We start from the raw sequence: 26,988 nt of genomic DNA on the forward strand, positions 1-26,988 counted from the left end.
CAGAACGACAAACGAACACTCAATGGCGACCACGGTCTGCCCATCGACAACACCCCACAGAACTCAGGGTGTTGCACTCACCACCTGAATTCGCCGGCCTTTGGCAGGGATCGATATGCGCAGCGGCGGCGGACGATAGAGAGAAACTACGGAAGTCGCCTCAGTCGCACGTTGCCTATTGGCTCGCGGCGTCGATGTTGGCGAGATCCGCGATTACGTGACGCTAGGACTACTGGGCGATGGATGCTCCACTACCGCCGATAGCTTTGGCACGCGAATCGATGTTGCTTCGGTATTCCGCCCTCGGGGGTTGCTTCTCATGGGGCGGTTCAGTCGCCTATTTACTTCAGAGAATTTTCACCTCGCTCGCCTATGAGATTCAGAAAAGCAGACGCAGCTGGCGTCGGATTGACTCGGCTGATGACGCTCACTACGAATTCAAGCCCGTACTGTTTCACGCGTCGAATATCGACACCGGGCGCAGCCCGATAGATGAGCTCGGGGATCACCGCAACGCCGAGCCCGGCGGCTACCAGTCGCGGGATCTCTCCAGCGTCGGCAACCTCAGCGGAAATTATTCGCTCAAGGCCGCGATTTCTGAAAAGCCCATCGAGCACAGCGCGGCTGGCATACCCGCGGGGAGCGTCGATCCACCGCTCACCGGCCAGATCGGCCACATCCACTGAAGTTGCTGCAGCGAGCGGATGCGACATCGGCAGCACGGCTACGAAAGATGAGCGGGCCAGCTCAACGACATGGAGGCCCGTCAATTCCCGGGAGGGCAGGCCCATAAACGCGACGTCGGCCCGACCTTGACGGACTTCGTCCAATAGTCCGGTGGACCCCGAGGGGGAAGCGATCAGTTGCATGTCGACCAGGGGATGCCGTTGATGAAACTCCCCGAGCAGCTGGGGGAGATCGATCGAGTCGAGGGAGATGAAAGTTCCGATCCGCAGTCGACCTCGGATCTCGGCTTCCGACAGAGCTACAGCGTTTCGCACTCGATCCATGCTCTCGATGGCGTGACGTGCCTCCGGCAGTAGGGCCGAGCCGGCTGCTGTGAGCGCCACCGCTTTACTCGAACGATCGAACAGACGAGCACCCAGCTCCCGCTCAAGTGAGCCGACGCCAGCGGACACCGTCGACTGCGCGACGAACAGACGCACCGCGGCGTGGCTGAAGCTGAGCTCTTCGGCGACAGCGACGAAGTATTCCAACTGACGTGTATCCATTCAGCAAGTATCGAGGATGCCGATCGTTGCTAACGAATATATTCGTTGGACTCGATTACCGGCCGGGGGCAACATTGAACCATGTCAAATACCAGTTCACTCGCCGCGCCAACGAGACGCCCTGCTCGCAACATGCATCACAGCGCGGGATTCTGGGTGATCGCCGCGGCGTTCTTGATCGTCGTTGCCTACGCGTCGGTGCCGACTCCCCTTTATGCGATCTACCAGGCACGTGACGGGTTCTCGACATTCACTATCACTATCATCTTCGCGGCCTATGCGGCCGGCGTGATGCTTAGCCTCTACCTGGCAGGACATGTAAGCGATTGGCTCGGCAGACGGCGCGTAATCCTCGCGGCGATTGTCATCGAGCTTTTGTCGGCAGTTCTGTTCTTGGTATGGCCTGAAGTTCCCGGCTTGCTGGTCGCTCGCTTCATCTCCGGCATTGGAGTTGGCATTCTCACCGCAACCGCCACGGCCCATCTCAGTGAACTCCGCCTTGCCGCGAATCCCGGAGGCGACATGCGGAGGGCCGGAATCGTGTCCACGCTCGTGAACATTGGTGGTATTGGGGTGGGCCCTCTCCTTGGCGGGATCCTCTCCCAATGGGTCGTTGCACCCCTGGTGACCCCGTTTGTCGTGTTCATCGTTCTGCTAGGCCTCGCGGCAATCGCCGTCGCGTTCGTTCCCGAAACAGTCGAGCGACAGGAAGAGCGCCGAGCCTATCGCCCCCAGCGACTCGGTCTGCCTGAGGATGCTCGCGGGACCTTCTCCTCGGCGGCTGCACTCGTCTTCTCCGCGTTCGCGCTTTTTGGAATCTTCACTTCGCTCGCCCCCAGCTTCATTGTCGGCACCCTGCACGAGACGTCTCGCTTTATCGCCGGATTGGTGGTGTTCGCTGTATTCGGATCCGCGGCGGTCGCACAAGTGCTCACCGGAAAGCTGAGCATTAAAAGGCAGCTTTGGCTCGCCGCGATTCTGATGACGGCAGGCCAGATCGGGCTTGCAACGTCAGTATTGGTGGTGAGCCTGCCGCTGTTCCTCGTCGCGGGAATCGTCGCGGGAGCTGGCGGCGGAATCGCGTTCCGATCCGCCGTAGGCGTCGCGGCCTCTTTGGCGCCGCCGCAGTCACGCGGCGAACTGCTCGCGGTGATCTTCCTGATCGGGTACGCGGGGATGGCCATTCCAGTGGTTCTTGTCGGCCTCGCCGTCGGGGTGTTCCCCGCGACCGCCGTCCTCGTTGGCTTCTCCGCCATCGTGCTGGTGCTCGTCGACTGGTCAAGCCTGGCCATGGCCGCGCGCAAACAGGCCAACGACACATCTTCCTCGCCTGGCTCATGACGTAGAGCGGCCTCAGACCGTCTGCGGAGCCGTAACACCAACAGAAATGGAATGAACTCAATGAGCAGCAATGTCCCGATCAACCTCGCCACGGGCCTACTTCGTGTCGCGGTCGGCGCCGTTTTCATCGCACATGGCAGCCAAAAGCTGTTTGGTTGGTTCGGCGGCGGAGGCATCGCCGGCGTCGGTCGCGGCATGCACATGATGGGCTTCCGGCCCGGCGAACGCCACGCCACCATAGCCGGGCTGATCGAGACCGGCGGGGGTGCCGCGCTCGCGCTAGGCCTCGCCACGCCCGCCGCGGGGGCGAGCACTGCTATCGCGATGGGCGTCGCGGCAGGCGCGCAAGCATCCAATGGCTTCTTCGCCTCGAAGAACGGGCTCGAATACCCGGCGGTACTCGGCCTCGCAGCGGCATCATTCGCACTCGGCGGCGCCGGACATTTCTCCCTCGACGCTGCCACCGGGAGACTCTTGGACAAGGGGTGGATGCGTGCACTTGGCCTCATCGCTATACCGATCGCGATTGCAGTTCAACTCGGCCGGAGGCACGCGACCCTAAAAAACGAACTCGAGCTTGCCCACGACGAGGACTCCGCCACGAACTGAACGCCGACTGTCGCGCGTCAGAATGTTTGGCAGGGGAAGCTAGTCGCTGATGCGACACTCCTGTCGGAAGGTCTGAAGGTTATGTGTCGTCCACCGACGATCTTCCGCGGAGAAAAAGATCCATCGTGTCTCCTTGAACCTGACAACCAACCATCTGTCCGGGAAACGGCTCAGCCTTAAGGGGGCGCTCTCCCTGGTGTTGGCTCCCTAGACCTTTAGTTCAAATCGAGCTCCGTTCTGAGAAAATCCCCTGTTCGGCTGTCGGCTAGTTCTGCCGCTGCGGAGTCGTAATATGGTTTCCCTATTCGCACAAAGCCGTGCGGGGCACCTTTATATAGATGAACTGTTGCGTTAGCGAGCGGCTCCAAAACTTCAACGATCCGTTTCTGGGCGGCGGGCGGGCACAGGTAGTCCTCGCTCGCCACGTGAAGCATGACTGGGGCCTTTAGAGCGGTCGCCTCGTCCAAGACGGTATGCACGCCCGTTCCGTAGTAGGACACGCCAGCATCGATAGTCGAACGAGCCGCCAAAAGATAGGAGAGTTTGCCGCCAAGACAGTAGCCGACGGCGGCAACCTTTCCGGTGCAATCTGGCGATGATCGAAGAAACTCGAGTGCAATCTGAGCATCATGAAGCGCCTCCCCTTCGTCGAGATTGCGGAGAAACCCCAGTGCCTGGTCCACGTCCTTCTCGCTGTCGAGTTGAACATCCTTTTGCTGGCGCCAATAGAGTTGCGGGGCGATGGCGATGAATCCCTGGCTCGCGAATTTATCGACGACGGACCGTATGAAGGGGTTCACGCCGAAGATCTCTTGCAGCACAATTACGCCAGGCGCAGGCAATCGGGACGGCCGCGCGACGTACGCGCCGATTCGCTGCCCGTTGTCCCCGACAAGTTCGAAGTCCTGACCTCTCATTTTATCTCCTTGATGGTTCGTCGTCGATCCATTCGCATGATCTTGCGGATGGCACTCGTACGGCCACTACGACCTTGAAACTTTGCTAGGCCGACCGCAATCAGAAGCGCAACCCCGTTGAAAAGGTCGGGGATCCAGATAGGAGCTCCGGCGAGTTGAAGGCCTTGGACTCCCGTGGCCAGAACGTACACAGCCACGACCGTGCCCCAGACGTTGAAGCGGCCGCCCTTGAACTGTGTCGACCCAAGGAATGCTGCTGAGAAGGCTGGGAGTAGATAAGCGGGTCCGATCGACGGATCGCCGGTCCCCAAACGGGAACTAACAATGGAACCACCGAGCGCCGAGATTGCGCCACAGACGACGAGCGAGCCGACTACGACCGCTGACACATTGACACCAGCGAGCCTCGCGGCTTCGATGTTCCCCCCTGTCGCGTAAATCCTGCGCCCGACAGGCGTCTTCTCGAGCACGTACCAAACGATGATGGCGACAATCAACATAACCAGTACTGGGACGGTGATGCCAAACACCTGAGCAAGCGATATGGACACGAGCGTCTGAGGTAACCCTAAAATCTGTTGACTGCTCGAGACCCAGGCAATGAGAGCAAGAAGTATGGAACTCATTGCCAGAGTCGCGATGAAGGAGTCAATTCGCACTTTCACGATGAGCAGCCCATTGACCAAGCCGACCATGGCCCCGATTCCCACCGCAAGAATCAATGCGAGAAAATCGGGGACACCAGCGCGGACCAACAGCCACGCAAGCATGATTGACCCGAAGCCCACCTCGGCCCCGATCGCGAGGTCAAACGCGCCAGCGGACAGCGCGATAACCAGCCCAATCGCGACTATTACCGTGACTGCTTGGCTGTCGAGTAACGCGGTCCACGTCTCGATTCGCAGGAACGTTTGAGGTACCCAGATCGAAAAGACGACGAACAGTATGACGAACACATAGATCGCACTGATACGCTTAAACGACAATGTTCGCAGCAGACGCCCGCGTCGGGTTGGTGCGTCGGTGCTTAAACGGTCGGTTTGGGTCATTTCGGGTCTTGCCTTTCTGTGTTCGAGTCAAAAATCAGTCGTGCGGGGTCTCCCAAGGGAGGCGCTCACCAGTGCCGCTTCGGTTAGATCGGGCCGACGCACTTCCGCAACAACGACACCGTCACGGAGCACAATGACGCGATCGCAGGTCTGGGCAAGTTCGCGAGTATCAGACGAACAGATCAGGACACCGGCTCCCGCCTCGGCCGCCTCCGCAATGAGCCGGAAGATGACGGCTTTCGAACCCACGTCGACACCCTGGGTGGGCTCGTCAAGCAACAGCACGGCAGGCTCGTTCCGCAGCCACTTCGCCAGTACAACCTTTTGCTGATTACCCCCGCTGAATTGGCCAAACCGATACTCCGGATTTTCCGGCCGCAAGCCGACCTGTGCGGCCCAGGAACGTGCTTCACGAACTTCCGCACGCGCATCAAGCCAGCCAAGGGCACGCGTAAGTGGTCGAAGCCGTGGCAAAGTCAGATTCTCACGCGCAGACATCTGAACGATGGCACCGAAGCGATGCCGATCACCCGGCACGAACGCGACTCCCGCGCGTATTGCAGCGCGCGGACCGAGACGCGTCAGCGGTCGAGAACGCACTGCGAGAGACACAATCGACCCTGGGCTAGCCCCGAAGATAATTGAGGCAAGCTCTTCGCGTCCGGAGCCAAGGCTGCCGGAAACACCGACTATCTCGCCAGAACCTACCGTCAGGTCGAGGTTTCGAAGCACCGCGCCCGATGCTCCGTTTATTTCGAGTGCTGGCGCACCGACGCTCGACTGTCCGCGACCGGTGTCGACATCGATCATGGCTCCGGCAATCAGCTTGACAAGGTCGTCGTGGTGGAGGTCGGCTCGAGGCACGTCCGCGATGAGTCGCCCGTCTCTCAGGATCACAACCCGGTCAACGAGACCCATAACCTCATCGAGCCGATGCGAGATGAATACGACACCCGCACCACGTTCCGCCACGCGACGTACCGCTGTGAATAGAAGGTTGACCTCCTCACCATGGAGCGACGCGGTCGGCTCGTCGAGCACGAGAACGTTCGAGCTATGGGTCCACCCGGACAATGCCCGGGCAATCGCGACGATAGTGCGTTCGGCAGGGGAAAGCGACGAGAGCGGCAGGTCGACATCGAATCTGCCACCGAACTCGGCGATTAGTTCACGGGCTTCGTTCCGCTCTGCCCTCACGGGGTTTGGTCTGAACCCCCGGGATCCGAGTGGACGTGTAAGGTCGAGATTCTCGACTGTCGATAGCGACTCAATAAGGCCAAGGTCCTGGTGAATGAAGTGAATCTCAGAGATCCCCTCTTTCCCTTCCGTAAGTTGGATCTGGGACCCGGCGTCGGCGACATAAAGTCCTGCGAGAACTTTCACCAGCGTGGACTTCCCCGAACCGTTTTGCCCAAGGAGCCCGACAATTTCGCCGACCCGAACCGTTAGTGAGACATCGTCGAGCGCCTTGAGGCCTGGAAACGTCATCGAAAGGTTTGCCACCTTAAGCAGCGCCGTATCCATCGAATTGTGACCTTTCGCGTTTGAGAATAAAGCGCCTTCGGCGCCGGCTAATCAGGAGCTTCGCGGCCAGTCCCCGGATCCGAGGAGTAGCTCGAATCTGGCGACAAGCCATACGCAGCTAGTTTTTGACGCCCCAAGCGAGGGAATAGCGCGCGGCAAAGTCCTGATATCCCGTCCACCCGCGAGACGGGTCAAAGGTGATCTCTTTGCTTGTGAGAAATTGTTGGACTGCGCTGCCAGCGAGTTCATAGTCGGTGAGCTTCTGACCGGCCATCTCCCGGGCGACTTCGTCGACGAGGTTCCACGCGAGAACCGGCGAGTCGAAGGCTAGGCCGACGGTCTGAGTCCCGTCTTTAATATCTTGAAGTTGTCCGGGGGCTGACGCCACGCCGACGAGAGCCAGTTTGAGTCCCGCTGCTGATAGGGCCGCGTGCAGACCGGTAGTCACTTCGTTGTTGGGGAAGATTGCTACCGTTGTGCCGGGGTGCGACTGGACGTCCGCCACTATGGTGCTCGGAGCTTTGTTGCCCACTGTGGCGAGTGGGATACTGACGCTTCGGACCGAACAGCCGGGGCAGACTTTGGCCAACTCCGCCGACGCTGCCTTGGCTTCGTCGGTAGTAAACCCTAGCTCCGGGTTTGTGTAGATCACCGCCTGCGACTTTGTGCTCAGCTTGGCCGTCACGTAATCCGCCACCAATGCACCCGCCACGTTCGAGTACGACTCGGCAGCCTGCGCTCCCTTTATACCGAAGGCAGCAGTCCCTGTGGCGCCAGCCACAGCAACCGGGATACCCGCTTTTTGAAGCTCCGCGAGCTGGGTCTTCCACAGTTGCATGTCGATTCCCGAGACAATCACGGCGTCCGGTTTCTGCGCAACAACAGTGTTGAAGGCTGATGCAATGGAGTCTGCGGCGAATCCGGCATTCACCTGCGTAATTTTGACACCCATAGTCTTGCCGGCCCCCTGAACGAGACCGTAGAGCACGGACGTGAAAGGTGTGGGAGTGCCGATGAACGCAACCGTCTTGCCAGTGGGCAGGGTTTTCAGCGGGTCGAACTTGGGGAACGGCGATGGATGCCCGATGTAAGGAGCGATCGCGGCCTCGGCCGCCTTCTGGCCTGCCGCCGTAGCTGCAGCGTTTGCCGGCGAACCACTCTGAACGGGAGCGGATGTGCATCCCGCCACGCTCAGGCTAGCCGCGAGGGCAGCAGTGAGTGCAAGACCAATTCTCTTGGGTCGAATCATTTCTTCCTCATATCTCCGTTGATTGAGCAATAGCAATCGGGGTGCTCCCGATCGCCGATATTTCATGAACCGATTTGCTGTGAACCAGATCGGCGCTGATTGGTCAGTTGGCCATCCCGAACATCTAAATTCGAAGAGCCAATCTGCGATTGCCTCCTTAGTTTCCGCAGTGAGAGCGGCACTTCAGCGATCACCCAAGGGACGTATCGGGCTGGCCTAAAGAGAACTGTCGCCGATTTCGGAAGTTCTATGGGCCGCGTACGGAGCACGCCTGTAGCAGTAATTACCCCCCAGTCCTTAGAGTTCTTCACACGCAACATCGCCTGGGAGATCGAGCACACCAACTGCCCCTCGGACAGCAGGTCAGCGATCCGTTGCCGGCCATCCCACTTCTGTAGCATCCCGTCGAGAAACGGGCGATCCAATACCGGATTCTCGCCCCTGCCCGACTCATGCGGAAGCGGTCTATACATGCTCGGACCGGCCATCTGCTTTTCCTTAGGTGGAGTACCGCGCCATCATGGGACGATCATAAAACTGTAGACAGAAATGCCGCATCTGTCTACATGTTCAAGGGAATCAGTAGCTCAAATGGCTATCAGGGTGAGTCGCCTCCTTGCACCTACTCAATATTCGGTGTGGCACACAAGGCTGCGGTGGTAATGCCCGCGTAGTTCTGGAGTTGTGCGGAGGTCGGGTACGCGTCTAGATGAACCGTCCCGGGTTTCGTGCCATTTTTTTTCTTTGAAAGGATTCGTTTATGCCCAAGAAATATCCCCTCGAGTTTCGTGAGCGTGCGACTCGAATGGCCCTGGATCTTCTGCCTGATTGCCCGTCTCCCTGGGCGATGTTCAGAGCATCAGAGCTCTTGGTGTATTACTCAGCGGCTCGGCGCCGCGATGTCGCATTTTGCGCGACCTGTCGTCGCGCTGACGACGACCGTGATATCAGCGCTCTGCAGTTTCTTCCACATCTCGCCAGTAATTTCCGGGGACGCGACCATGACGGTCGCGCAACCGTTTACCTCGGTGAACGGTCAAAGACCTGGTCTGACCAGTCCCCAGACAAATGAAACCTCAACTCGGCCGCGGCACGGATTACTAGTAGATCAGTTCAAACACGGGGTCCTGCAGTGCATGAAAAACAGACAGTAGCGCCGGCGAGGAGAGTTTCTATCGGGTAGAAACCGGGAACGTGCTCGGCTGACCGCCAGGAGAGTAGCCGCCACTCCGCGGAACGTATTACCGTCAGATGACGTGGCGGAATCATTACTTCAACTTGAAAGCGAGGCTCCTGAGACGTGTACGAGAACGACGTCTGAGACGCCGCCTGACGTGTCTAGTGCGAGGGTGCTGCGTGGGGTTATGGTCATGCTTCCACTTGACCCTGGTCGATATGCTGAAGATCAAGAGTGTTGAAGGTTTTCTGTCTGCAGGATTGATGTCGAGCTAACCTAGTCTCGTGGATCCGCGCTTGCTCCGCTACTTCGTTGCCGTCGCTGAAGAACGAAACATTGGCCGAGCCGCGGTGCGGCTCCGAATGACCCAGCCGCCTCTCAGTCGTGCCATTAAGGAACTTGAGACGGACCTCGGCGTCGCCTTGCTTGAACGTACATCAAACGGCGTGTCGCTTACGCCAGCGGGAACGGTTCTCCTGGATGAGGCGCGGGCTCTCTTAGAGCGAGCGGACCGGGCGCGGTCACGGGTTTCTGCCGCGGGAGGGGCAGCCTCGCTCACAATCGGAACCCTTGTCGACAGCGCCGAACAGACCGGGGGTCGGCTGGCCGAGAGATTCCGTGCACGACATCCGGGCATCGACATCCGAATCCGGGAGGCCGACCTCGCCGATCCGACCACTGGACTCCGCGCGGGGCTCGTCGACGTCGCCCTCACCCGGGTACCGTTTACGCTCGCCGGCATCAGCTACCAGACCCTCCGATCAGACCCGGTCGGTGTCGTGCTTCGCGCGGATGACCCGCTCGCAGGTCGCGAAAGCCTCACACTCAGCGACGTTTCTGAACGTCGCTGGTTCCAGTTTCCCACCGGCACCGACCCGATATGGTGCGCCTACTGGAATGGTGACGCTCCGTTGGAAACACGGCGAGAGGGACCCGTCGTCCGAACCGTCACCGAATGTCTCCAGGCGGTTCTGTGGAACGGGACCATTGGCCTCACCCCACTCGTGCACGCACTCCCGGAAGGGCTCACTGCGGTCAGGCTCGTTGACATGCCCCCCAGTCGAACGGTTGTCGCCTGGAACACTGGGACCTCCAACCCACTCATTCAATCGCTGGTTGAGATCGCACGCGCCGTGTACCGCTAAGCGATACCCGCGAGGTATGGACGGTGACGAAGAAGTGTTGGACGCCACTCACCCTGGGCATTGGAGTGGAAGAAGCCAAACTCCCTCAAATAAGGACGTGCACGCGCATGAATGACACCCGGCAGTCGGAGCTCGCAGGAACGTACACGCCTCCGATCGTGAAAGGCGATCCGGTCGAGATCTCAACCAACGTCTACGTCATCCCCGACCACCGTGTCTCCCTGGTACCGAATATCGGAATTGTCGTGGGCGACAGCGCCTCATTGGTCATCGACACCGGGGTCGGTCGTCGAAACGGAGCCTACGTGCTCGATCAGGCAAAGCGGCTTACAGGATCACGACCCCTCTATCTCGCCGTCACCCAGCTCGACCCTGGCCATGGCTTCGGCGCGCAGTCCTTCGCAGGGGAGGCCACCATCATCTACAGCACATCGCAACGAACGCGCCTCCGCGAGAACGCCCCTTCGTACGCGGAACCTTTTATCGGACTGGGCACAGAGGTCGCAGCGGAGTTCGAAGGACTAGAACTTGTCGACTCGACCCTGACCTACTCGGGGTCTCTCGAGATCGACCTCGGCGGAACACGAGCCGTTCTTCGTGACTGGGGAGTGTCACACACAGCCGACGACCAGACCATCACGATCGACAGTCGTGTCCTATTCGGCGGCGACCTTTTTCAAACCCGAATGTTCCCCATCATCCCCTACGTCCCCCCCTTCGACACCCACTTTGACGGCGACCGATGGATCGATGCGCTCGACGAACTTGTCGCCCTCGACATTCCGGTCGTCGTGCCGGGACACGGCGAAGTAACCGACACCGATCAGATCCGGGGGGTTCGTGACTATCTTGACTACGTGCGTACCGCCTCTCGCCGGCTGCGAAGCGAGGGAGTCTCGCTTGAGGAGGCGGGTACGCGTATCGAGGAATACTCGATGACTCAGTGGCCAACATGGGGAGCGCCCCGATGGGTCAGGTCTCTGGTGAAGGCCTTCTACACCGGGGCATGATCATCAGGCAGCCCGCTCAGCCAGAAGGCAGGCGACGCCTGTGCCAATCCATTCACGACCGGCCCAATTCGGGTGGCGTTCGATGAGCACCGCGGTGACCTCGTCCTTTACTTGGTCGTCAGAGAGACCCGCCTCCGCCCTGCTCCAGGTCTCGTCACGCAGCTCCCTGATGTAGTCGCGCACCTGCAACAAGAGCTCAGGTCCACCGACGTCGCCGTGCCCCGGCACAACCACACTGGGTGCGCTCGCGACCAGGCCATCCATGACATCGAGCCAGAGAACGCCAGACACATCCACGTCGTGTGGCGGAAACCAAGGGAATATCGCGAATTGACTCGCTTCGACTAGGTCGCCGGTGAACATAACTTCGTCGACGACAACCACCTGGTCACCCTTGCTATGGCCGCGACCCGTCGGCCGCAACTCAACGGTGCGTCCTCCCAAATCGAGGGTGTATGAATCCGTCTCATACACGACGTCAGGCTGGACGACCTCTACGCCCTCCAGTTGCTTTGCGACGGCCTCGCCGAGTCCGCGAAACATCTGGAGGTAGGGGCCGCCTTTGTTGGCAAGGTCCTGTGCCTGCGCAGCATTCGCGATGTACGTCGCCTTGTCAACGAAGACTTGCGCGCCGAAGGCGTGTTCGGGGTGGAAATGTGTGGTCGTGAGGTACAGCCGACGCCCGGCGGCGACTTCGAGGGCGTAGTCCAAAACCCGTTGGGCATTGACAGGCCCCATCCCGGTGTCGATGACGAGGACGCCGTCCGACCCGGAGATAATGCCAATATTTGGAACGAGGTCGACGTTGCGGTTCGGGATGACGAGCAAGCCGGGAGCCAACTCGGTCACTTCCGAAATGGTGACGATTGGTTCGGGTGTGGCGTTGTCTGACATGGTGCTGAGCTCCTTCGACGTGCACTTTTAGGGGTAAGTCCAGTAGACCCGCTGATCTCCCGGACGTCCAACACCCGCTGAAGACTCTTGATACCGACGGAGTATGGCTACCCGAACATTCCCGCCCAGACCTGCTGCACAGCATCTCGCGGCAAAGCCGCGTACCGGGCACGCACTCGATCGGCGGCGCCTGATACCTGCCGCCGGAGGCGATCGAGGTCAATATCGACCATCATCCCATCGCGCTTGACTATCTCGCCCTCGACGATGACGGTGTCAACTTCCGCTGGCGAGGTGGAAAAAAGCACAGTCGCGATAGCATCGCCGCCCGAGGCGAGAGTATCCGGACGCACGATGATGACGTCGCCGCGTTTACCGGGAGTTAGCGTGCCGATTTCGTCACCCATTCCGAGAGATTCCGCAGCGATCCGCGTTGCGAGTTCAAGAACGTCACGCGCCCGCCAATCGATCTTGGTGGGCAGGGCACCGGTCCGCTGCGCTGCGGTCATCCGCTCTACCTGCAGCAGCAGACGGGCCTGCTGGATGATGTCGGCCCGCGAGTAGCTCGAAAGGTCGGTTCCGAGGCTCGCGCTGCCGCCGATTTCGACGTAGCGCCGCGCAATGAGTGGACCGGTTCCCATCCCGCATTCGATGTCGGGAGTAGTGCAGATCCCCACTCGCGCGGCGGCCAGAGCTGTGAGGTCGTCGTCGCTCAGGTGATTGCAGTGCGTGAGTGACGTGTGCTCGGGCCACTCGCCGTGATCCGCAAGTTCACGCGCAACTGGTTCAGAGGTGCCCGCGTCCCAATGGCCCGTGAGGAGGTAGGGATCCAGCGCGGCAACTCTTTCGAGCAGCTCTCTGACAGCGATCAAGGGCATGTACGCTGCCGACTCGGGAAGTGCAATGCCGAGTCGAAGACGCTGATTAGGTTTAGCGAACAGCAACTCTCGGATGCGGACGAAATTGGAGTCGTGCCATTCGTCCGGCGCGCGCGTGATCAGTTCTCGGACCTCATCGGGGTCGACAACGTCCCCTGAAGCGAAAACTGGGACGTTTTGGAGTGCGTAACAGAAGACCCCGCCAACGCGACTATCCAACAACCCTCGAGCGAGGGCATCGGTAATCTCTGGTGACGTCTGCAGATGACTGTGGTCAACAACCGTAGTAATTCCCGCCGCGAGTGACTCCACACCTCCGAGATAGTTGGCAAAGTAAGCGGCATCTGGATCAAAGCAAGCGCAGTACATCGATCTTGCTTCGACCATGTATTCGGGCAATGTCCAGTCCGCCGCGGCCCCGCGAAGCAGGGACTGCCAGAGGTGCCGGTGGCCGTCAACCAGACCGGGCAGAACGACCGCTCCCCTCGCATCGACGACCACAGCGTCGCCAGGGTCCAGCCCCACTCCGACGGCCGAGACGCGACCATCGACGATGAGCACGTCCCCACTGGGAATGTCACCGATCTCCGGATCCATGCTCAGAACATGTCCGCCTTGGACGAGAACGTGCATTATTGCAGCCTCCTTCTCACGCCGATTCGACAGCGCGTGTCACGTTCTTGTTGTAGGCGAATCGGTTATTCGGATCCCACACACGTTTCAACTCAACAATGCGGTCCCATTTGTCCTGCGAGCCATACGCCCCGCGAAGCCACTCGGGACCACGGTCGGCGGTCAGGTTGGTGTAGGCGTTGGTTGCGAGATCGGTGGAGAATTCGGCGATGGTGACGTCGACCCACGGCGAATATTCTGAGTCGTCGGAACCGTCGTCCCACTCCGACGCAACTTCCAATAACCATTGCGCGCCGATTCGTGAGAACGCGGCGGAATCCTCATCGGCGTCAAGCAGCGCACCGCCCAGCACTGGGAAGGTGATCAAACAGCTGGGCAATGGGGATTTGGGGCGTGGAGAGTTTGTGATCGCAGCCACAGCCTTGCGAGCAATATCGCCATTCAACCCGGAGAGGTAGCCCCCTACCATGTACTGTCGGCGCCCGGGCGGCTCGAACGCATCGACGATCGAGTTCGCTTCCAGCCAGGTTGATGGAGCGACCATATCCGCCATCGGAGAAGCCAACCCGATTAGGCCGCTGATCGCGGCCGGATAGCTCTCCACACTCCCCGTGTAGACCACGAGCGCGACAAGGATAGGTGTGCCGACGATGAAGTCGGGAAGTCCAGGTAGCGGTGGGGCCAACAGAACTAGGAAGTTGCAGGAGAGCGAACGGGGAGCATCCGCCATTACCGAATCGATACCATCGAAGATACGGGGCGCGTCGTCGGCCGAAAAAATGATGAGACCGCTGACTACCTTCGGACCCACTTCGTGCCCTTGATACGTCAACGAAGTAGCGATGCCGAGGTTATGGCCCGCTCCCTTCATGCCCCAAAACAATTCTGCGTTGCTGTCGGCAGACGCTGTGATGGCGCTCCCATCTGCGGTGACGAGCTCGATTGAGATTAGGTTGTCGACTGTCGCTCCGAAGCGTCGGGCGTTGTGTCCGATTCCTCCGCCTAGGGTGAGGCCCGCCGCGCCGGTGTCGGAAACGACGCCAGCAGGGACGATCAGTCCGTACTCCTGGGTGGCGGCGTCCATCCGCCCAAGCTTGACGCCCGATTGAATTGTCACTCGGTTCGTCGACGGATCGATCGTGACGTCCTGAAGCTTGGCGGTATCGACAACTAGGGCACCCTCGGGCATGGCATTGCCGTCGATACCATGCCCACCACCGCAGACCGCGACCGGAATGTTGTGACTTGCCGCATATTTCATCGCGGTGACGACGTCGTCGACGTCGAGTGGTTGCACGATCAGTGCCGGCAACTCGTCGTCGCGGCGCATGTTCCAGATCTGCCGCGCCTCAGGGTAATCGTGATCCCCAGGGCGCAGGGTGGGGCCTCGGAACGTCGGCGGGAAATCGGTGAAGCGGATGGGGATAGTGTCAGTGCTCATGGTTTCTCCGAGGCGATCAGGTGTCAAGAAGCTCGGGGGCGAAAATCTCGTCGACAGTAAGACGACGCTTGGACAGCCCCTGTTCATACGTGTAACGCAGGAATGTATCGATGTTTTTACGGTTCGCGTCTATCCCGTAGGGCCACCAGTTGTCACCGAGTAGCTTCCGGTTGCGTTCGTAGAGGTGGTCGAACCAGGGTGAGGTGACATCGATGTGGTGGTCCATCAGTCCGTGCTCGAGGCGAGCCATCTCCACATCCCGTGAGGCGCAGAATGCGTCGAAGACGCGGCGAGCCAAACCGGGGTGCGTGTCGAGGAGGTCACGACGGATCACCACGGTGTGCATGATCGGGTATATCCCGGTGCGTTTGAAATACTCGCGCTCAACCTCTTCGGCGTTCGGGAACAGGCGCGCCACATTCGGAGAACCGTCGGTGAACGCTCTCGGGACGAGAGCTGTGATGAGTGCATCGATCTCACCGGCTTCGAGCATGGGACCAAGACCCTTACCGTCCGGTGCGAGTTTCACGTCGACGCTGTCAGGATGGATGAATGGGATGAAGTCGAACGGTTTCATTGGCCAGTCAACACCGCCGATGACCCATTTGGACTGCTCGGGTGTCACCCCGTAGTCGTCGGAAAGGATGCCTTTGGGCCAGATTCCCGCATCGTGGCCGTAGGTGGCGAACTCGCCGATCGTCTTTCCTGCGAGGTCCTCGGGCTTCGTAATCCCGCTGTTCGTGTTGACGTAGATCGCGGTGTGACGGAATCGGCGGTTGGGAAATACCGGGATCGCCACGAACGGGGATTCCTTGCCCCACTCGAGCGTACGGAGGTAGAACGTGAGGCCGAGTTCAGACACGTCGTATTTGCGGTTTCGCACCATGTTCTCGAAGATGTCAGAGACGATTCGTCCGCTCTCGAATGTGGCATCCGCGCCCTCGATGGCGACGGTGCCATCGAAGAGTGAACGCGCGTGGTCGTAGTGCCATAGGCCTACGCTCAACTCTAGATTGCTCATGAGGGGTTCCTTTCTGGGGTTGGATGAAGCGATTTCTACCTGAGGATGCCTGAGCAGAGGCGATCCCAATTCCCTGAGGCGATGCCCTCCTTCTCCTCAGGGCTGAGATCTGCGTCCTCAAGGAATTGACGTGCACCGCCCCGGGAGGCGGGCTCGAAGGGATAGTCCGTAGAGAACAGGATCCGGTCGACGCCGATAATCTCTTTCGACCAACCGAGGTAGCGCTGGCTGAGCATCCCGCTCGCGGTGACGTACACGTTAGTGCGCAGATAGTCCGACAGTGGTCGTGGGAGGTTAGCGAACTGAGAGAGGAGGTCGATTCGTTCGAGATAGAACATGACAACCTCGCCCCAGTGACCCACGACCACCTGAAGCTCGGGGAACCTGTCGAAGACACCGCTCAGAATCAGACGCAGCAGCTGCACTCCCGCGTCATAGTGCCACCCAATCCGGTGAGATGCGAAAGCCGCCTCGACCGGAGGTGTGAAACCGCTGTAGTACGCTTCGCGCACACTGGGGAGTGGCGACTGCGGGTGCAGATAGAGCGGAGCATGAAGGGCAGCAGCGGTCTCGAAAATCGGGAGGAAGTCTGGATGGTCAATCGACTTCTCGCGTGTTCGCCCGAAAACCATCGCGCCGTTCAGCCCAAGCTGGGTGATGGCGCGTTCGAGCTCGCGGGCTGCGTCGGCCGGCGACGACGTCGCAAGTGTCGCGAACCCCTGGAAGCGGTCAGGATTGCGGCGCACGGCCTCGGCAATGGTGTCGTTGGTAGCGGACTGAAGGCGCACCGCGTCCCCGCTTTCGAGATTCTGCACACCGGGAGTGCTTAGAGACAGCACCTGCACATCGAGGCCCGTGGCGTCCATCGCCGCGATACGCTCAGGTCCGACTTCGGCGAGACGTCGGGCATTGTCGCCGACGGACGACGGGGCCAGCGCCAGATCCTGCCACTGCGGCTCAAGTGCCTGCCAGGCGGCGAGAACGTCGGCCGTCACCACATGCTCCTCAAGGCCGATGAGTTTCATCGCTATCGCTCCAAATGTTCAAAGTTGATCGGGCCCCAGCTGTTCATCGTCGCCAGGTCGGCCTCCCAGGTCTTGGGTCGCTGCGGGAAATCGGAATGCCACGGTCGCGGCTCGAAATAGCCGAGCTCCTCGCTTACGATCGTGTCGAGCTGGGTGAATAGCTCGATATTGTTGCCGTCAGGGTCACGGTGGTAGGTGAAGATGTTATGGCCTGGCCCGTGACGACCGGGGCCCCACTCCAGTCGAACGTCGCGGCTCGCCATGTGGTCAAGTAGCAGTTGGAGATGAGTCGAGTCCCGAGTCTCGAACGCGACATGGTGCATTCCGCTGAACTTAGTTGAGGCCATAAAGTTGGCGGCGTGATGGTCAGAGTTGCACCTCATGAACACGAAAAAGTCGCTCACTGTGTCTGACCACTTGAAACCGAGAAGGTCCTGATAGAAAGCCTGCATAGGGGCCAGATCCGGAGTGAAAGCAGCGACGTGGCCCAGCTTGGTAGGGGTCAGGGCGTCGAAGGCACTGACCCTACTGCCTGACTGTTCGTCGTATAGATGGATGGGTGTGCCCGTCATCGGCTCGAGCACGACGAGGACGTCCGGCGTCGCGGGCCCGATGTCGCTGCGACGTTCGACCGCGTATCCCTTGTCTTTCAAGCCGTTCTCTGCGCTGTCGAGGTCGCCCTGGATCTGGAAACCGACAAAACTGCGAGCCTTGGCATCGGGTGCTTTCTCGATCACCATCGAATGGTGATCGAACGACGTCGTGAGAAAGGCACGCTTACTGTCGCCCTCCACAAGTACGAAATCGAGGGTGTTCGTATAGTGATCCACCATCCGGTCGACATCGGTGGTTTCGAAGCCGACATATCCGATCTTCGACACCATCGCGGGAGCCTGGTCTGGGGCGGTAGTCATCACTGACCTCTTCCTCTTTACTGTGCCTCGTTGCGCGGTGACCAGCTCCCCGCGTGTGGGGAGCCGTTCTGCAAACTGTAGACAGAAGATTTCGATCTGTCTACACTAAGTTTGACCGCGCCTTCTAAATCCCCTATCCACCCTCGTGCGAGCGGAACGCAGTCAATGGAGAATGCCGTGACAATCGACACAGAACGAACCCTGCTTCCGCCCACGATGAGCGCAATCGTCATCCGTGATTTTGGGGGCCCCGATGTGATGCAGCTTGAGACGGTCGCGTCCCCGGCCGTGTTGCCTGGTGAGGTTGTGGTTCGAGTTGGAGCGGTTGAGGTGTCGCGCACGCGCGACGGCGGCACTCGGTCAGGCAAGCACCCGTTTTCACGAGAAGTGACCTTGCCTCATGTTCTCGGTGGAGACTTCGGGGGCGTGATCGTTGCGGTGGGGGACGGAGTCGCCGGATCTCTCGTCGGCGCACGCGTTGCCGTGATGAACCACCATGTGTGCGGGGTGTGCGCGGCGTGCCGATCGGGTAACGACAACGAGTGCGCGGAGCTGGAGATGATTGGTATCCATCGCTGGGGCTCATACGCTGAGTACACATCGGTGCACGCTGACCAGGTTCACCGTCTCCCGGCCGGCATCGACCTCGCCGAAGCAGCGGCGCTAGCGGCGACCGGCCCGATCGGGCTCACACAATTGCGCACGGCATTGGCCGGCCCCGATTCGGTGATTCTCGTGACCGGAATGACGGGCGCTCTTGCAAGCGTCGTCGCTTCCCTCGGATCGACACTTGGCGCGACGATGATCGGTCTCAGCCGGCGGGCCTCCAACGCTCCCCGCGGTGGTCATATTGTGCTGGACTCCGCACGTCCCGATCTTGCCGAAGCGATTCTCACGGCCTCGGGGGGCCGAAAGCCCACCGCCGTCATTGACAACGTATGCGCTCCTGACGTCTTCGAGAGCTATTTTCCGACGCTCGCCAACGGTGCCCGAATTGTAGTCTCAGGTGCTATTGGCACTCCCGAGATGCCGGTTCTGCCGGTGCCTGCTCGAACGCTCTACAGCAAGAGCATTGCCCTGATGGGGGTTCGCAGCCATACGGTACCGATTACGGCAGAATTCTGGCAGCTTGTCCTGGACGGATTCCGGCTACCCGGCTATCTCATCCACGAATATCCACTCGAGCGGGCATCGGCGACGCACCAGGCAATCCTCGAAGGCACGTCCATCGGACACACTATTCTGCGCGTATCGCCCGAAATCTGACGCGAATCGTCTCACGCCGGCATGCTCTGCTGAGGTGCGAAACGCAGCGCCTCAGCAGTGACTCGTGCCCGCGGCTGCGCAGCGGCCTCCGCGTACACAATGTCCAGCGCACGCTGCAGGTGATGAAGGAGGGCCGCGATACACGTCGTGGCGTCGCCGGCAAGCGCCGCATTCAACATGTTTCGATGCTCCACCTGCGAGATGGTGAGAGCTCTTGTCGCCTCGCTCGCCGGGTCGTTGTAGTCGTGATGAAGGTAGGTGAGGCGATACCGTTCGCTGTTATCCCAGAGATCCTCGAGGAGTCGCGCCACCCGCGCTCCCCCACCGACGGTCAACCCGAGATGAAACGCCCTGTGCTCGTCGCGGAACCGGTCGATATCGAGCACGGCGATCGCTTCGTCCATCGCCGTGACGTGGTTCTCTAGCACCGCTCGTGACGGTGCTGTCAGGTGAGCAATTGTTGATGCGATGGCGACTGGCTCGAGCGCGATCCGGATCGCGTAGATTTGGTCGAAGTCATCGAGGTTCAACTCAGAAACGCGCATTCGTCGGTTGAAGTCCCCGACGACGAGATTCTCGGCTAGAAGACGACGGAGGGCCTCGCGCAACGGTGTACGACTGATGTCGAAACGGGATGCGAGCTGCACCTGCGAGAGGATGGCGCCGGGCGCAAGCGCGCCGGAAAGGATCTCTGCCCGGAGAGCGCGATAGGCGAACTCGACGCTGTCTTCAAGCCGGTCAGCGGCGGCGGTTTCTGAAGTCGAGCCGGGCAAGCTCATGCCTTCAGGGTCTGAGTGATCGTGCCCACGCCCTCGATTGTAGTCGTCAGTCGCTGGCCCACCTTCAGGAACTGTGGCGGTTTGTGCCCCATCCCCACGCCAGAGGGAGTTCCGGTGAAGATAAGGTCGCCGGGTCGTAGCTCGACGACGGCCGAAAGTCGCGCCACAAGGTCGGGTACGGAGAAGATCAGGTCTCGGGTGTTTCCGTTCTGCAGGATGCGGGGCTCGCCGCCTTCGGGGTCGACGACCGAACACGTGATATCGAGAGAGTTCAGGTGGCCTGTCGCGCCGATCTCATCAGTGGTTACGACGGCGGGTCCGGTGGGCGAATACCCGGCGAACGACTTTCCGAGCGCGAACTGTGCGGCCGGCGCCCCCCAGCTCTGCACTGTCCGGTCGGAGAGATCTTGTCCGACCGTGAGTCCTGCGACCGCAGACCAGCCGTCGGACTTGGGGATGTTTCGGCCGCCGTTGCCGATGACAACGACAAGTTCGGCCTCCCAGTCGACGTGGTCGCTGGAGAGCGTCACGGTTGCGTTTGGACCGGTGAGGCTCGACGGGAACTTGGTGAAGACCAACGGGTTCTCGGGAAGAACCATGTCTGCCTCTGAGGCGTGGTCGGCATAGTTGAGTCCCACAGCGAAGATCTGCGACGGTCTCGCAACGGGGGCGGCAAGGTCTGACTGGGAGTAGCCCTCCGCCGCTGGATTGGAGTCGACCTCGATCGGCATCGCCCACGCGATGAAAGCGGACCATGAATCCCAGACCGATTGGGAGTCGGGGCCGAATGCTCCTTCGCTCGCCACAGCGATATCTAGGGCTTTGGTCGCGCCAAGCAAGACGGCTCGACCGGACAGGTTTGCAATGCGCAAGGTGGTGCTCCAGTTTCAGTAAGCGATAGGCGAGTCCATGCGGATCACCACATTTCGGGCAGGAAAACCTCGGGTTTGACGGCGGGCTCGTACTCCGCGTTGCGGGTGCGCTTGTGAATCTCGGAGAACCCAAGACCGGCGGTGCGTGCTGCAACGATTTTGTCTGGATCGAAGTACACACCGATCGGATTCGCGCCGAATTCGTCGGAAGCCCACATCCATTCGCGCCCTGCAGCCCAATCGCCAAAGGCGTCGACTTGGATCTCGACCCCATTTCCTTCTGGATCCTGGTAGTACATCGACATCGTCATGCCATGGTCGAGGTTCAGGAAGGGCACGATGCCCTCATCCTTAAGACGAAGGTAGTTGTCGAGCCACTGGTCGAAGTTTGCGTATTCAAACGCCGTGTGGTGCAAGCCAGCGGTATGGCCTTTGTCGCTAGGCGCTTTGAGGCCGGGAAGCGCTAGGAGCGCGATGCGGTGATTGGCTTCATCGTTGGTGAGCCATGCGCCGTTCTCGGAGTAATACACCGGCTCGAGCCCAGCGATCTTCTCGTAGAAAGACACCATCTCATCGAGCTTGAGAGTGGCAAAAGTTGTGTGATGGAACTTCGGGCGGACGATGGGGCGAGGTCGGCGGTCGCTAGCCATGTTGTCTCCTTCGTTGGAGGTAGGTCTGCGTCTTGCGGTCAAATAAACTGTAGACAGATTTTGCAAGTCTGTCTACACTCGATGGACAGTGCAACATTACACGAAGGAGTGTCACTCACATGTCCAGAGGAACCCTCAGCGTCCCGAAGGTCGTCACTGATGCACAGGGCCTCTATGAGCTGCTCGCGACTCACGGCGACCAGCACGATCGCGAGGGACGGCTGGCTGACCCGGTAGTCGATGCACTTCACGACATCGGTGCATTCGGCGCATTCGTTCCTCGTGACCTTGGGGGCTCCGAGTTGACGCCACGCGAGGCGATGGATCTCTTCAGTACGCTCGCTTACGCGGATGCTGCCGCCGGCTGGGTATCATTTGCGATTGGGTTCGGTACGGGGCTTCCTGGCGCGTTTCTGGATCGCGACACCGCGGACGAGCTCTTCGCGACTCCTCGCCTCGCAGTCGCGGGACAGGGCACCCGGCCCGGAAAAGCTGCACCCACCAAGGGCGGGTATCTCCTTAGCGGTGCGTGGAGTTTTGCTTCCGGAATCAAGCACTCCACGCATTTGCTCACCACAGCGCTGGACACTGAAACAGGCGAGGTCAGGGGCTTCGTCCTCCCAGTCGACCAGGTCACCTTTGACGACAACTGGGACGTGATGGGCCTGAGAGGAACCGGGAGTATCGACTACACCCTCAGCGATATCTTCGTCCCTTCTAACTACAGTTTCTCGGTGGCAAGTACGACTCCGATCACCGGCGGTCACCTCTACCGCATTGGGGTCGGCAACTTCGCGACAATTAACCATGGAGGCTGGGTGCTCGGAGTCGGCCGCCGGTTGCTCGACGAACTAGCGGCGTCGATCCGCGCCAAGGCGGGCCAGCCCGGATCTCTGGCGTCGAACGACGCCTTCATCGAAGACTTCGGGAACGCCGAGGTCAAACTGCGCGCCGCGAAGGCGTTCCTCTATGAATCCTGGGGTGAAATCGAAGAGGTGCTGGAATCCGGAGATCCCATTCCGGTGCGGCTCGAGACCCTCACACGAGCCGCCCTGAACAACGCCACCTGGCGAACCCAGGAGATTGCCACCTTCGTGTACGCGTCGAGCGGCACCACCGCACTGCGGCGCGGGACGATCCAGCGGTTCTTCCGAGACACTCACGGCGGAACCCAGCACATCTCTTCGTCGCGTCTCATTATGCAGTCGGCTGGGCAGGAGCTCGCGGGTCTCGCAGAGGGTAAGCGCTGGGTCCATCACTCGCTCAAGTAGGCCATCGCACAACCGAGGAACAGGAGTAAAACCATGTCGGGATTTCCCGGAGCGCACGCAGGTCGTGTTGCCCTAGTCACCGGGGCTGCCGCCGGACTCGGGCGCGCCTACGCGGAGCGTTTAGCTCGCGACGGCGCCCAAGTCGTCGTTGCGGACGTCAGCGATGGTGCGGCCACTGTTGACACAATTACCGCGGCCGGCGGGCTTGCCGTGTACGCCCCGGGAGACGTGACGTCGGTTGAGTCGATGACCGCGCTTCGCGACTTCACCTACAGTGAGTTTGGACGGTGCGACATTCTCGTCAACAATGCGGGAGTTCATCCCCATGTCACTTGGGACGAACTCGATTTTGACGAGTGGAGGCGGGTGATGACAATAAACCTCGACAGCATGTTCATCGCATCCAAGGCTTTCGCGCCGGGCATGCAATCGAAGGAATTTGGCCGCATCATCAACATTTCATCCACGACGGTGGACCTTGTGCAGCCTGGTTTCGTGCACTACATTGCCAGCAAAGCAGGTGTGGTGGGCTTCACCCGGGCTCTCGCCACCGAACTTGGCCCTTACGGGGTGACTGTCAACGCCGTGCTGCCGGGCCTCACCAAAACAGCCTCAATCGCGGCGCAGTGGGAAGGCACCCCGGTCCTTGATCAGGTGGCGTCGATGCAGGCCATCAAGCGGATCGCGGTACCGTCGGACATTGAGGGTACGATCTCGTTTCTCGCAACGGACGACGCCGCCTGGATTACGGGCCAGTCGATCGTCGTCGATGGTGGCCAGGTTCGTCACTGACCTCGTGAGGGGGCCACGCCAATCTGTGCCGCCCCTCTTTCTTACTTCGCTCTCTTGTGATCGATGCGGAGTGCCGGTTCGCGCTCGTGCGACGGGTGCGAACTGCTGGACGGGGATTCCAGCAGGTGGGCGCCGCTAAACTTGTCCCCCGCTATCTGGCGTGCACTGGTCAAGACGAAGTCCACGCGAACACCGGGTGTGTCCAGGGCGAGACCGACAACCTTGTCCCCGATTTTGATTGACTGGAGCTCGCCCGGGCTCGCCCGAGGATGAGACGCTGTGGGGTGCGAGACTAGGCGATAAGCCAGTCGAGAATAGCTCCCTCCGCCTCGGCGATAGAGGAGGAGGCGTCGGTGCTCACCCAGTGGACATAACCGTCGGGGCGCACAAGTATTGCGCGAACCCCGGAAAATTCCGCGCGTGCCCCACTGACGACTCCCGAGGTCACGACGACTGCGTCCGACGCAAGTTCAGAGAACGCTTCGTCCCCGGTCATGTCGAGAAGGAGGAAGCGTCCGCTTGCGAGCAGTTCGGCAATTCGCACCAGTCCGTCACGCGTCTGCAGGGTCGCTTCGGGTACCGGCCGCCCGAGCAGTGGGTGGTTTCCTGACGCCGCGGGGTAAGGGTTGGTCAGTCCATTGAGTTGCAATCCGATGGCTCTGTTGACTTCGGGCAATGGCAGAATCTCACGACTAAACATCCGTTTGAACGCAATGCCCTCAGAGGAGAAGTCGAACTGCACCGCGCATTGCGCGCGGACGCTTTCCAGAAGATCGACCGCGACGGGCATTCGTTCTGACTGGTAGCTGTCTAGGATGCGATCGCTTGCGCGCCCCTGAACCACGAGAGCGAGTTTCCATCCGAGGTTGAATGCATCCTGGATGCAGAAGTTCATTCCTACACCCGACGCTGGGTAGTGGATTCGGGCGCTCTCGCCCACCAGGAACACGCGACCCGAGCGCAGACTATCGGCCAGCCGCATTGCATCGGTGAAACGTGACGCCCACACCAATTCGTCGAACTCGATGTCCAACTGAAAGATGTCTTTTAGACATTGTCGAACTTCGGCAGCTGTCACCGGCTCGGACTTGTCGGCGAATCGCCGGTCGGCGTGTACGAAGTTGAATCGTGTGATCTCGCCACCGTCGCTGAAGGGGAATGAGGCTGCCCAGCCCTTCTCGTTGTCGACCATCGCCCGCCCGTGTTCCCAGTGCATATTGACCGGAACGTCAGCGATGATTCCAGTGAAGGTGCCATCGTGACCGGGGAAGGGGATCTCCGCGAGTTTGCGGACCGCGCTGCGACCGCCGTCGGCTCCGACGACATAGTCTGCGGTGTAACTCTCCCGTACCCCGTCGGGCGTTTCCGCATTCACGGTGACTTGGCTCGCATTTTGATCGAGGCCTACCACGGTCCGGCCGCGAATGATGCGCGCGCCGAGTCCCTGTGCGCGCTCCATCAGAAGTTCTTCGGTGACGTTTTGTTGAAGTACCAACCGGTACCCGAACGCTGACCGCAGGTTCGACCAGTGGATCGGCTGTAGGCCCGCCCAGATATGGAACGGAATGAGGGGGTTGTCACGGATCTGGCGAGCACGCGCAATGAATTTTTGGGCGAGCCCCCGGTAGTCGAGCAGTTCCAATACCCTCGGCAGTACAGTTCCAGCTCGGGATTGCACCCCCTCTTCACGTCGCTCAATGACGAGAACGTCACATCCAGCAAGCGCTAGTTCCGTCGCTAACGTCAGACCGGCAGGTCCGGCGCCGACCACGATAACTTGCGCATCCTTACTCATTTCGATTCCTCCCTTTCAGAGGTGGAGGTGACTCTTTCGACGAAGCGAGCGATTTGACTGAGATACCGCGGGTCATCGAAGAGTGGGTCCTCATGGTTGGCCTCGGGAATAAGGACTACCTCGCAGCGAATCCCGATGTTCCTCGCTCGTTCCGCGAACGTCTGCGCGTGATCATGGTGAGCGAGAGCATCGGAGAGTCCGTGTAGAAGCAGTAGTGGCGGCGTCGTCGGCGCGAGGTAACTCACCGGGCTCAATGCCAGCAACGCCTCCTCGGTGAGTCGCTCCTGCGGCACTCCTGCGAGTGCTGCGGCGCGAGCTCGTGGCGACTCGAGCCCCTTGGGAAGGACATTCGCGATAATCTCATCCGGAATCGTTAGACCGGCCGGTGGCCGAAGATGGTCGACGGACGAGGAGAGGTCGTAGCGGCCGAACAGGCCGACGAAGCCGGCGAACTGGAAGTCGGATGTGAAGCAGACGAGGGCCCCGAGATGCGCGCCCGCGGAGGCCCCCATGATGACAATGTGTCGCGAATCGGGCGCGAGCCCCTCCCGAATAATCCAATCAACAGCAGCCTCGATGTCATCACGCTGCCCCGGATACGGTGTCTCGGAGACTAGGCGGTAGTCGGCCGAGACAACGGTGATCCCTTGTGCCACCAGGCCAGCAAGGCGTTCTTGGTGGTCGGCGCGTGAACCGACCACCCAGGCTCCCCCGTGCAGGTACAAGACCACTGGCGCCCCCGGTGAGGCGCTGTGCACGTCGAGGGCAAGGTGCGTGTCGCCGTGGATGACAAATTCCGCAGTTGTGGTCATTGGATCTTGGAATGTTCGCCGAGAGTGTGCCAGGTGCGATTGTGGTAAACGAGAGGAGGGGCAATTTCTTGCTGGAGATTGTTCTGGTCTGGCGAGATGGCTTCAAGCGCTTCGACGGCGATCACTGTTGAAGCTCCGGCGTTCATCCGGTTCACGATCCTGCCCCGGATCCAGACCGGGGCGGAGGGGAAGTATGGTTCACCCGTCGGGGTACGAGTCCACCGGGACGTGTCCGAGAAACGATCGATGCCGCTGGTCGCGCAGAGCTTGGCGATGTCAATTTGATCGGCGCTTAGAAGGTGGACGACGACGGTTTCGGCGGCAAGGATTGTCGGAGTACTCGACGATAGGTCGGATACGGAGAAGACCAATAGTGGGGGCACCGCGCTGACCGAGATGACCGAGGTGGCGGTGAGGCCCACCGGCCCGTGCCCTGCATCTGCGGTGATGACTGCTACGCCCCCAGGGTGGTTGCGAAACGCTGACTTGAACTCGTCAGGGGTGACGCTGCTCGCGGGCGTGAAACCTGATATGAGGGAGCTGGTGTCACCAGACTGGACCCCAAAGTTCCGCGTCTCGGGCGACTTGGTGCTCCTGTTGCCGAAGCTCTCCATGATTCTTCCTTCTTTGGAGGTCAGTGATCGCTCGAGGCGATTTACAAACTGTAGACAGAATATTTGGTTCTGTCTACA

General features: G+C 60.3%; 24 protein-coding genes. 7 read left to right on the forward strand and 17 right to left on the reverse strand.

Annotated elements, in window-relative coordinates; translation table 11 throughout:
- Positions 1-341: 341 nt before the first annotated feature.
- Positions 342-1,232 (reverse strand): LysR family transcriptional regulator, encoded by an 891-nt coding sequence (locus tag ABIB56_RS07505; RefSeq protein WP_354568512.1) that lies wholly within the window; start codon positions 1,230-1,232, stop codon positions 342-344.
- Positions 1,233-1,313: 81 nt separating this feature from the next.
- Between ABIB56_RS07505 and ABIB56_RS07510 the strand changes: the two genes are divergently transcribed.
- Both ABIB56_RS07510 and ABIB56_RS07515 read left to right on the forward strand, forming a co-directional pair.
- Positions 1,314-2,573, forward strand: coding sequence for an MFS transporter (locus ABIB56_RS07510; RefSeq protein ID WP_354568513.1), 1,260 nt, complete (start codon positions 1,314-1,316; stop codon positions 2,571-2,573).
- A gap of 60 nt (positions 2,574-2,633) precedes the next feature.
- The gene (locus ABIB56_RS07515) at positions 2,634-3,182 is read left to right on the forward strand and encodes a DoxX family protein (RefSeq protein WP_354568515.1); all 549 of its coding nucleotides are present in this window, start codon (positions 2,634-2,636) and stop codon (positions 3,180-3,182) included.
- 215 nt (positions 3,183-3,397) lie between these two features.
- On the opposite strand, the gene ABIB56_RS07520 is transcribed toward ABIB56_RS07515, so the two are convergent.
- The 4 genes from ABIB56_RS07520 to ABIB56_RS07535 all read right to left on the reverse strand — a co-directional run bounded on the left by ABIB56_RS07520 (position 3,398) and on the right by ABIB56_RS07535 (position 7,921).
- Positions 3,398-4,099 carry a dienelactone hydrolase family protein gene (locus ABIB56_RS07520; protein ID WP_354568516.1) on the reverse strand — a complete coding sequence of 234 codons (702 nt, stop codon included), beginning with the start codon at positions 4,097-4,099 and terminating at the stop codon, positions 3,398-3,400.
- Complete coding sequence (locus ABIB56_RS07525; RefSeq protein WP_354568517.1) at positions 4,096-5,148, reverse strand: ABC transporter permease; 1,053 nt, start codon at positions 5,146-5,148, stop codon at positions 4,096-4,098. The genes ABIB56_RS07520 and ABIB56_RS07525 overlap by 4 nt, the downstream gene beginning before the upstream one ends.
- A 27-nt stretch (positions 5,149-5,175) precedes the next feature.
- A complete protein-coding gene (locus ABIB56_RS07530; protein WP_354568518.1) occupies positions 5,176-6,672 on the reverse strand; it encodes a sugar ABC transporter ATP-binding protein in 1,497 nt (498 codons plus the stop codon).
- Between the two features lie 118 nt (positions 6,673-6,790).
- Complete coding sequence (locus ABIB56_RS07535) at positions 6,791-7,921, reverse strand: sugar ABC transporter substrate-binding protein (protein WP_354568519.1); 1,131 nt, start codon at positions 7,919-7,921, stop codon at positions 6,791-6,793.
- A gap of 1,461 nt (positions 7,922-9,382) precedes the next feature.
- Here ABIB56_RS07535 and ABIB56_RS07540 point away from each other — a divergent pair.
- Together ABIB56_RS07540 and ABIB56_RS07545 are read left to right on the forward strand one after the other, a co-directional pair.
- Complete coding sequence (locus ABIB56_RS07540) at positions 9,383-10,243, forward strand: LysR family transcriptional regulator (protein WP_354568520.1); 861 nt, start codon at positions 9,383-9,385, stop codon at positions 10,241-10,243.
- Between the two features lie 107 nt (positions 10,244-10,350).
- Entirely contained in the window at positions 10,351-11,253 is a 903-nt protein-coding gene (locus ABIB56_RS07545) for an MBL fold metallo-hydrolase (RefSeq protein ID WP_354568522.1), read from the forward strand.
- Between the two features lie 3 nt (positions 11,254-11,256).
- On the opposite strand, the gene ABIB56_RS07550 is transcribed toward ABIB56_RS07545, so the two are convergent.
- From ABIB56_RS07550 to ABIB56_RS07575, 6 genes are all read right to left on the reverse strand, one after another.
- The gene (locus tag ABIB56_RS07550; RefSeq protein ID WP_354568524.1) at positions 11,257-12,147 is read right to left on the reverse strand and encodes an MBL fold metallo-hydrolase; all 891 of its coding nucleotides are present in this window, start codon (positions 12,145-12,147) and stop codon (positions 11,257-11,259) included.
- 107 nt (positions 12,148-12,254) lie between these two features.
- Positions 12,255-13,658: an amidohydrolase family protein gene (locus tag ABIB56_RS07555; protein WP_354568525.1), complete on the reverse strand. Its 1,404-nt coding sequence runs from the start codon at positions 13,656-13,658 to the stop codon at positions 12,255-12,257.
- Between the two features lie 16 nt (positions 13,659-13,674).
- Complete coding sequence (locus tag ABIB56_RS07560; protein ID WP_354568526.1) at positions 13,675-15,099, reverse strand: FAD-binding oxidoreductase; 1,425 nt, start codon at positions 15,097-15,099, stop codon at positions 13,675-13,677.
- Positions 15,100-15,115: 16 nt separating this feature from the next.
- Positions 15,116-16,120, reverse strand: a complete 1,005-nt coding sequence (locus ABIB56_RS07565; RefSeq protein ID WP_354568527.1) for a substrate-binding domain-containing protein — start codon at positions 16,118-16,120, stop codon at positions 15,116-15,118.
- 35 nt (positions 16,121-16,155) lie between these two features.
- Positions 16,156-17,145: an amidohydrolase family protein gene (locus ABIB56_RS07570; RefSeq protein ID WP_354568528.1), complete on the reverse strand. Its 990-nt coding sequence runs from the start codon at positions 17,143-17,145 to the stop codon at positions 16,156-16,158.
- A gap of 2 nt (positions 17,146-17,147) precedes the next feature.
- Complete coding sequence (locus tag ABIB56_RS07575; protein ID WP_354568529.1) at positions 17,148-18,059, reverse strand: VOC family protein; 912 nt, start codon at positions 18,057-18,059, stop codon at positions 17,148-17,150.
- Positions 18,060-18,236: 177 nt separating this feature from the next.
- On the opposite strand from ABIB56_RS07575, the gene ABIB56_RS07580 reads away from it, so the two are divergent.
- Positions 18,237-19,325, forward strand: coding sequence for a quinone oxidoreductase family protein (locus ABIB56_RS07580; protein WP_354568531.1), 1,089 nt, complete (start codon positions 18,237-18,239; stop codon positions 19,323-19,325).
- Positions 19,326-19,336: 11 nt separating this feature from the next.
- On the opposite strand, the gene ABIB56_RS07585 is transcribed toward ABIB56_RS07580, so the two are convergent.
- Genes ABIB56_RS07585 through ABIB56_RS07595 form a run of 3 tightly spaced genes read right to left on the reverse strand, consistent with a single transcriptional unit; the run spans position 19,337 to position 21,626 of the window.
- Positions 19,337-20,104, reverse strand: coding sequence for a GntR family transcriptional regulator (locus ABIB56_RS07585; protein WP_354568532.1), 768 nt, complete (start codon positions 20,102-20,104; stop codon positions 19,337-19,339).
- A complete protein-coding gene (locus ABIB56_RS07590) occupies positions 20,101-20,976 on the reverse strand; it encodes a fumarylacetoacetate hydrolase family protein (protein ID WP_354568533.1) in 876 nt (291 codons plus the stop codon). Before ABIB56_RS07590 ends, ABIB56_RS07585 begins: the two co-directional genes overlap by 4 nt.
- A 44-nt stretch (positions 20,977-21,020) precedes the next feature.
- Positions 21,021-21,626 (reverse strand): VOC family protein, encoded by a 606-nt coding sequence (locus tag ABIB56_RS07595; RefSeq protein ID WP_354568534.1) that lies wholly within the window; start codon positions 21,624-21,626, stop codon positions 21,021-21,023.
- A gap of 119 nt (positions 21,627-21,745) precedes the next feature.
- On the opposite strand from ABIB56_RS07595, the gene ABIB56_RS07600 reads away from it, so the two are divergent.
- Together ABIB56_RS07600 and ABIB56_RS07605 are read left to right on the forward strand one after the other, a co-directional pair.
- Positions 21,746-22,897, forward strand: a complete 1,152-nt coding sequence (locus ABIB56_RS07600; RefSeq protein ID WP_354568535.1) for an acyl-CoA dehydrogenase family protein — start codon at positions 21,746-21,748, stop codon at positions 22,895-22,897.
- Between the two features lie 33 nt (positions 22,898-22,930).
- Positions 22,931-23,689, forward strand: coding sequence for an SDR family NAD(P)-dependent oxidoreductase (locus tag ABIB56_RS07605; RefSeq protein ID WP_354568536.1), 759 nt, complete (start codon positions 22,931-22,933; stop codon positions 23,687-23,689).
- A 292-nt stretch (positions 23,690-23,981) separates the two neighbouring features.
- Here the strand turns inward: ABIB56_RS07605 and ABIB56_RS07610 are convergent, their stop codons facing one another.
- The 3 genes from ABIB56_RS07610 to ABIB56_RS07620 are packed head-to-tail and all read right to left on the reverse strand — an operon-like array spanning position 23,982 to position 26,910.
- Positions 23,982-25,484, reverse strand: a complete 1,503-nt coding sequence (locus ABIB56_RS07610; RefSeq protein ID WP_354568537.1) for an FAD-dependent oxidoreductase — start codon at positions 25,482-25,484, stop codon at positions 23,982-23,984.
- Positions 25,481-26,296 carry an alpha/beta hydrolase gene (locus ABIB56_RS07615; protein WP_354568538.1) on the reverse strand — a complete coding sequence of 272 codons (816 nt, stop codon included), beginning with the start codon at positions 26,294-26,296 and terminating at the stop codon, positions 25,481-25,483. Before ABIB56_RS07615 ends, ABIB56_RS07610 begins: the two co-directional genes overlap by 4 nt.
- The gene (locus tag ABIB56_RS07620; RefSeq protein WP_354568539.1) at positions 26,293-26,910 is read right to left on the reverse strand and encodes a flavin reductase family protein; all 618 of its coding nucleotides are present in this window, start codon (positions 26,908-26,910) and stop codon (positions 26,293-26,295) included. Before ABIB56_RS07620 ends, ABIB56_RS07615 begins: the two co-directional genes overlap by 4 nt.
- Positions 26,911-26,988 lie beyond the last annotated feature (78 nt).

The organism is Glaciihabitans sp. UYNi722 (assembly GCF_040549465.1).
Taxonomy (GTDB): Bacteria; Actinomycetota; Actinomycetes; order Actinomycetales; family Microbacteriaceae; genus Lacisediminihabitans.